We start from the raw sequence: 5882 nt of genomic DNA, 5'->3' as shown, positions 1-5882 counted from the left end.
CTCAGCAAGGCTTTATACAGCGGGCGCACATGACTGGGGTCAAGCTCATCGAGACGCTCGCGCAGGCGGGTGTCGCTCGGGGCCTGCTTAATCCCGTAGAGGGCCTTGAGATTCGCTCGCGTCGTCTCCTCCCGGCAGTCCTGGTCGAACTGCAGCAGCGAGGGATACTTCAACCCGAAGAGCGCTAGCCCTGACATCAGATGATCGACCAAGGCGATGTCGTGACCCGGTGCATCGGGGATTCGACGAAACACCCGATGCGCTTCTTTCAGCAGCCCCTCAATGCTGAGATGCTTGCGGCAAAACGGAGCGCTCATCAGCACCCCCCTCTCAATCCGACACTGAAATGATGCCGGCCAGTCTACCGAGTCGGCGCCAAAAGTCTACGAAGAACTTTTTTTCAGGCTGCTCCAACCCATTGTCGCTCAAGAGAAAAAATTTTCAGCGGGAATTGCTGGCCTGCTGCGCTAGAGTGAGACCGGGCTCGATCGACTCATTTTGTGCCTGATCTTTCAGGGAATGACAAGTGCAGGTGACCGGGATGCTGTGGGGGAGCGAAGCTGCTCAACTACGTGGGTTATCCGACCTCGGAAGTGCTGGGACCGGACGCCACCGGCGAGCTACCGCGCCCCGACCCTGACCATCACCCATCACGGCGGCGCCCAGCTGCGCCGCTCCAACATCGATCAGGCCCCCAAGATCGCCGGGTTCTCGGCCCAGCAGTTGATCGATACCGACCGCGCAGCATGGGTCGATAAGCCCATGCCGCCGGAGCCGGCAGACCTCCGGAACGCGAACACTGATGATTGCAGAGTGTGCATTTCAGACTTCACCACAGGCCGCTCTCTCCAAATCACCGATCATTCCAATCCCTCAAGCACTCGCCAAACCTTGCGGTAGACCTCGCCCTCGCGTTGGCCGAGCGCGCCCTGCCAAGCGCCTTGGTCCAGGCCGCGTAACCGGGTGCGAACCTGCGTCAGCGGCTCAGTGGCGATGTTGCCCATGCTGTCCGCCAATCGGGGGGCGGCGGAGCGCGGGACGCCAAGCAGGCGCAAGGCAACGGCGTCATCGCTGCCGACGCCATAGAACACACGCGATGGGAGATTGCTCAGCGCACTCAGTTGCTCCTCAGGTAAGTCGCTGCCGGTGATTGAGAGCAAGGCGCCCAGCCCCCAGGCCGCTGATTGAGTCAGCTTGCCGAACAGGTTCTTTCCGCAGTTCGTCAGCGCCACGGTGAGATCCTCGTCCCCGGTCTTGAACCAGATCTCGGCTATCTGCGGCAGCGTCGCCCCATTGACCCAGTCCTTGACGATCATTGCCAACTTGTCGCCGTCGCCTTCTTTTCCGCCTGTTGCGGCTTTGAGGTTTTCTCGCAATTCGGGAACCCGCAACAAAACGCCCATCATGCTCTGGAGTTCCGAATCCTGCCTACTGAACAGCCTGTCCTTGTCCCACGAACGGACGCCGATCTTGTATTCGCGGGCGGCATGCAGCACGGTCTTGACTGTTTGCAGAGAAAACCCGGTGCTGTCGACCAGTTTCAGGGGCTGCCCAGGCTGGCCGAGATAGGCGGAATAGGCATGCACCCCGTCGAGCAGTTGACTCGCGAGACCATCATGCTGGGCTCGCAAGCGATCGAATCCGAAGGTCCCGCGCAGGATCTGCTCGATCTCGTCGGCAAACCCGTCCGGCTGCCCCATCTGCCGGTAGGTGTGCGCGAGATACTGGACGAAGGCGGACCATTCCGGATGGCTGTAGACAATGCCACCGAGATCGCCGAGCTGGTCGGCAGCCTCAGTGGCGAGCGAGATCAGCGCCGAGTTGAGATCGCCCGTTTGACGATTGATGAAGGTGCGAAGCCGATCCGCTTTCGCCTGGCTATCTGCGACCAGAGCGACAACCCCCAGAGAGCCTTGTCCGATCCGCCCGGCACGTCCCGCGATATTCCAAAAATCCTCAGGCGGAATGTCCGTCATGTACGGAGGCCTATTGGAAGGGTACTGGTGTGAGGCCAGGACGACGCCGGTCACCGGGAAATTCACGCCTTGCGCGATGGTGGTGGTGGCCACCAGGAAGCTCAGCTCGCCCTCCTCGAACAACCATTCCATCAGCGCACGCACATCGTCGGAAAGCCCGGCGTGATGGACGCCGATGCCGTGGGCCAGAAGGTCCTGCAAGGGAAAGTCCGCGCCCATTTCCAGGTCGAGGAACGCACGGACGAGTTCGATCCGTTCGCTCGCCGCTTGGCGCCTGTTCGCGTCGATGCGGAGCTTGTCCGCCAGAGACCAGACCCAGTCGGGCCGTTGGTGCATGACGATGACCGGTCCCCGCCGCTGCATCTGTTGCGCGGTTGCGGCGGCGAGCGTGCCCTGATCGCTGACCTTGCTGAAGGTGCGCGCGATCTCTTCGGTCTTCGGAAAGCGCAGCAACTCGTCGACCGCCAATGTCTGGCGCGTGGTGTGCTGAGTCTCCATGCGCAGGCTGTAGTCGAAGCTGTTCGCTCCCAACGCATCGCCCTTCTCAGGCTCGACGATGCCGATGACGCGATCGTTGGGCTGCCAGTCCAAGGCAAGGCTGACATCCTCCGAGTTGGTCCCGCCGAGCCAGCGGGCAACCTCCCGCGCGTTGCTGATGAAGGGGGTAAGCAACAGGAACTGGGCTCGTTGGCACTCGCTGTTGATGGTCGCGAGCAGCAGCTCGAGCTTGAGGCCGCGATTGAAATCGCTCAGGTTGTGGGCCTCGTCGACGACGACGAGTGTGAGGGGGCGCTCGATCTTGGCTTCCCAGCCTTGCCGGAGCATCAAGTCGAGCTTTTCAGGCGTGGTGACGAGCACCCGGAATGCCGCCGAGGGGTCGCTCTGCCGAAGTAGCTCGGCCTCGATGTTGTCGACCTCGATGGCGGGGCTGACTTGCTCTACGACGATGTCGAGCGGCTCAAACTCCTTGCGCAAGCGCCGGGCAATCTGGTTGACCAGGGTCCGAGTCGGGGCCAGATAGGCAACCCAGCCGCGATCCATCTCGAACTGGTTCAGCGCCTGGAGGATGCGGAACTGGGCAATGAGGGTCTTGCCGCTCGAAGTGGGCAAACTGACGACGACTGCGCGCCTGCTGGAACCAAGCAGCCCTTTCTCCGCGAGCGTTCGGCGCTGGGGCGGCAGCACGTCGAAAATGGCTCGGTCGCCTCGCCCACGGTCCACCAGGGTTCGGACAAATTGGGTGACACGAGAGTTGACGGCCCGGGTGACAGTCCAGATCGAGTTCTCCGCCATTTGCACGGCTGACGCGGCCAGGAGCCGGCTGAGCGGTTCCAGATCAAGCATCTGAGCGTGCTGGCAGATTGTGAGGACCCGATCGAAGTGGGTCTCCAGCAGCTGTTGGATCTGGTACTTGCCATCGACCACGCCGTCGGTGATGTAGAGGGCAAGGATCTCAGCGGCCTTGGCCAGGTGATACAGGCCGATCAGCTCCAGCGCGGCGGCCTTGGCCGTTGCGGGATCTTGGCCTTCGAGATACTGCTGCTCGAATTCGGTCTGGGCGTCACGCAGTCGGGCCACGCCTTCGAGCACCGCATCCCGATCCGTCCATCCCCGCTTGCGAATCAGACGGAGCCAGACGTCCAAGATGGTCGACCAGGTCTGGGTACGCCAATCGCCTGTGTTCGGCGCAAGCTCGGGCCAGGGCTCCTCGCTGAGCCAACGGGCGGCGTCCGCGCCCTTGTCGCCCAAGACCGCGAGCGCACCGGCTCGCAGCAGAAAAGCTGCTGCCTCCACCGGATCTGTCGGTCTGGGAAGCGCCCGTAGCAACCGGAAGGCGTCGGCAGCACACAGGCGTAGATCCCGTTGGGCTTCTTCGTCGTCCTTGTCTGCTGCCAACAGCAGATCGAGAATCACAAGCTCCAACGCTTCCGCAGCGCGCACGATGAGCTGCGTGTCTTCGTCGAGTGGCTGCTCGAGCAGTTCACGATGGATCTGAGCCCGACTGGCCTGCCGTAAGGCGGCCTCTCTGGTCGAGGCAATCAGATCGAGCAACCGCCCGCTCATGGCTTGCCCCCCGACATGCGCGTTGGCAAGTCAGCAACAGTACACGGCAAATAGAGCGCGATCAGATGGCAGCGAGTTGGATTCTGTAGGGAGCCGGCCAGCGTCTTGGCGCGCGCGGTTAGATCAAGCTCGTCCGGCTGGATGTCACGAATCAGGACTCCAAAGAGTGCGACCGCTCGATTCCCTGACTCCAAGAACAGTCCGACCGCTGCATCGAACGAGTCCTCATGTTCCGTGCCCCGACACCTTGGCTGGAGCCATTTCAGCAATTGCCCAATGAGCCTCAGGTTGTGCGCAAGCTCGTCGAGCTGGTGTTTCATGCCTCCTCGCCCGCTCATGACGTTGGGCGGAGTCTTCTTGTCGCTTGATGTCTTAACCTCCCCCAGGGCTAACCGGACCACGTCCCCTTCTACTTGGAATCCGACCAGATCGGCGCCCGGCAGGCTAGCCTTCGGGGTACGCTTGTCCCGCTCCATGTTCCATGGCCAGACAACACCGTGCGCCTGTTGCAGATGCGCCTCCGCCATGGCTTCACCGATCGCCCAGTCCCGCTCCTCCGGAACCTCGGCTGCGAGAATGGCGCCCAGGCTGTCGCGCGCGAAACCCGTGTTGGCCAGGCCTCGCAGATGGGCCTCGAAATCGTCCGCGCCTTCGCTGTCGTGAAGTCGTGCTTCGACTTCGCTGCACAGAAAGGCATCGAATGCATCGTCAGCCTCTGGCTGTAACCCGCGCCAGTCGACTTGGCCCTGTGCTCCCTCGTAGCACAGGCTGTTGAAGGCGATGCCGGTCATGACTGGAGGTCCGGCAGGACGACCAGGTACGCAACAACATCGAAGTCGTCGATACCCCGGAAGCTGTCGTTCGCTTGCGGCTCCGGGTGAGAACGACCAAGGGTCAGCTTCTTTAGCAGATCCAGGATCTTGTGGGCGTTAGTGAAGTTCAGTCGAGCCTCTCCGCTGTCCGAGACATAGACCAGGTAGAAAAGAGAAAAGGGGCCACGCTCGAACATTGCGAAACAGTCTCTGTCCCCAAAGGCCACTATCTTTCGCGCACGGAGGCTTCGGTGGCCACCAAGAGGATTTGCAGGGGCGCTTCCGTCCTTGCACTGAGGGCGTGAACTTCTACGCTCAGGGCTTCGAAAGCTGATCACTGACGACTCGATTCAAGCTGACATTTGCGTCGGCCGCCCGAATGGCCAAGCCGCGGTGGAACTCGGGCGTGGATGCGTACCTGGAATCGCCCCGAGTACGCTCGCGAATTAAGCTGACAGTTTACTTATACGGAGTTCCGCAGACAGCCGAATTTGCACGGAAATATAGTAGTATCCGTTCAGTCTAGGTCATAGTTCCGTTGCGCCAGGCAAAGCCTGGAAGGAGAGGAAGATAGCGGACGGATAAGCGAATCGGAAACTCCTTGTTGCGGCCCACCGGGTGCAAGTCCCGAGCCGGTAAGGATTGGCCATCCACCGGAACCGAGTGTGGCGTGGTTCGGGAGTGATCCCGGCTGCGAAGCGAACACAGGGGGCGTGTAGGCTGTGTGATAGAGCCCCGAAACTGATGCCAGCGGAGCCGACGTCTTCGGAACAGCGGAAGGCAATAGTGTTGGCATTGTAGCGGCCTGATGTTGACACTCCGCCGGGGTCTGAGAGCAGGGCATGCACGCACGGGTCGCCCAGGAACCTGGGAGGGCTCAGTCGTTCCTTGTCAGTGACGCGGTGCGGGCGCCGCGTAAGAAGCCGCCCAGGCCCGTGAGCGGTGGTCCGGCCCACGGGAGCGAAGAGGACCGAGGGCAAGGTAGCGCCAAGCGAAGGCAACGAAGTGCGGCGCGATGACGGCTGAGCAG

The 5882-nt window shown here is 61.8% G+C and carries 5 protein-coding genes; all 5 read right to left on the bottom strand.

Features of this window, described 5'->3' with window-relative positions; all coding sequences use genetic code 11:
• A partial coding sequence (locus G3480_RS24755) for a hypothetical protein (protein WP_206171884.1) occupies positions 1–317 on the bottom strand: 317 nt, incomplete at its 3' end.
• A gap of 543 nt (positions 318–860) precedes the next feature.
• Positions 861–4028 (bottom strand): DEAD/DEAH box helicase, encoded by a 3168-nt coding sequence (locus G3480_RS24750; RefSeq protein WP_240906047.1) that lies wholly within the window; start codon positions 4026–4028, stop codon positions 861–863.
• A gap of 8 nt (positions 4029–4036) precedes the next feature.
• Complete coding sequence (locus tag G3480_RS24745) at positions 4037–4831, bottom strand: hypothetical protein (RefSeq protein ID WP_206171883.1); 795 nt, start codon at positions 4829–4831, stop codon at positions 4037–4039.
• The gene (locus G3480_RS24740) at positions 4828–5049 is read right to left on the bottom strand and encodes a hypothetical protein (protein WP_164656892.1); all 222 of its coding nucleotides are present in this window, start codon (positions 5047–5049) and stop codon (positions 4828–4830) included. The genes G3480_RS24745 and G3480_RS24740 overlap by 4 nt, the downstream gene beginning before the upstream one ends.
• 118 nt (positions 5050–5167) lie before the next feature.
• On the bottom strand, positions 5168–5299 hold the full coding sequence (locus tag G3480_RS29620) for a toxin-antitoxin system HicB family antitoxin (protein WP_420824643.1): 132 nt from the start codon (positions 5297–5299) through the stop codon (positions 5168–5170).
• Between the last annotated feature and the right edge of the window lie 583 nt (positions 5300–5882).

The organism is Thiorhodococcus mannitoliphagus (genome assembly GCF_010915725.1).
Classification (GTDB): Bacteria; Pseudomonadota; Gammaproteobacteria; order Chromatiales; family Chromatiaceae; genus Thiorhodococcus; species Thiorhodococcus mannitoliphagus.
Note: the sequence above shows the minus strand (reverse complement) of the source record. Positions and strands in the feature narration are given on the sequence as shown.

What these genes read in the sequence shown, in the direction of transcription:
- G3480_RS24745 (WP_206171883.1), bottom strand. Translation starts at nt 4,831, where the DNA reads ATGACCGGCATCGCCTTCAACAGCCTGTGCTACGAGGGAGCACAGGGC.
- G3480_RS24740 (WP_164656892.1), bottom strand. Translation starts at nt 5,049, where the DNA reads ATGTTCGAGCGTGGCCCCTTTTCTCTTTTCTACCTGGTCTATGTCTCG.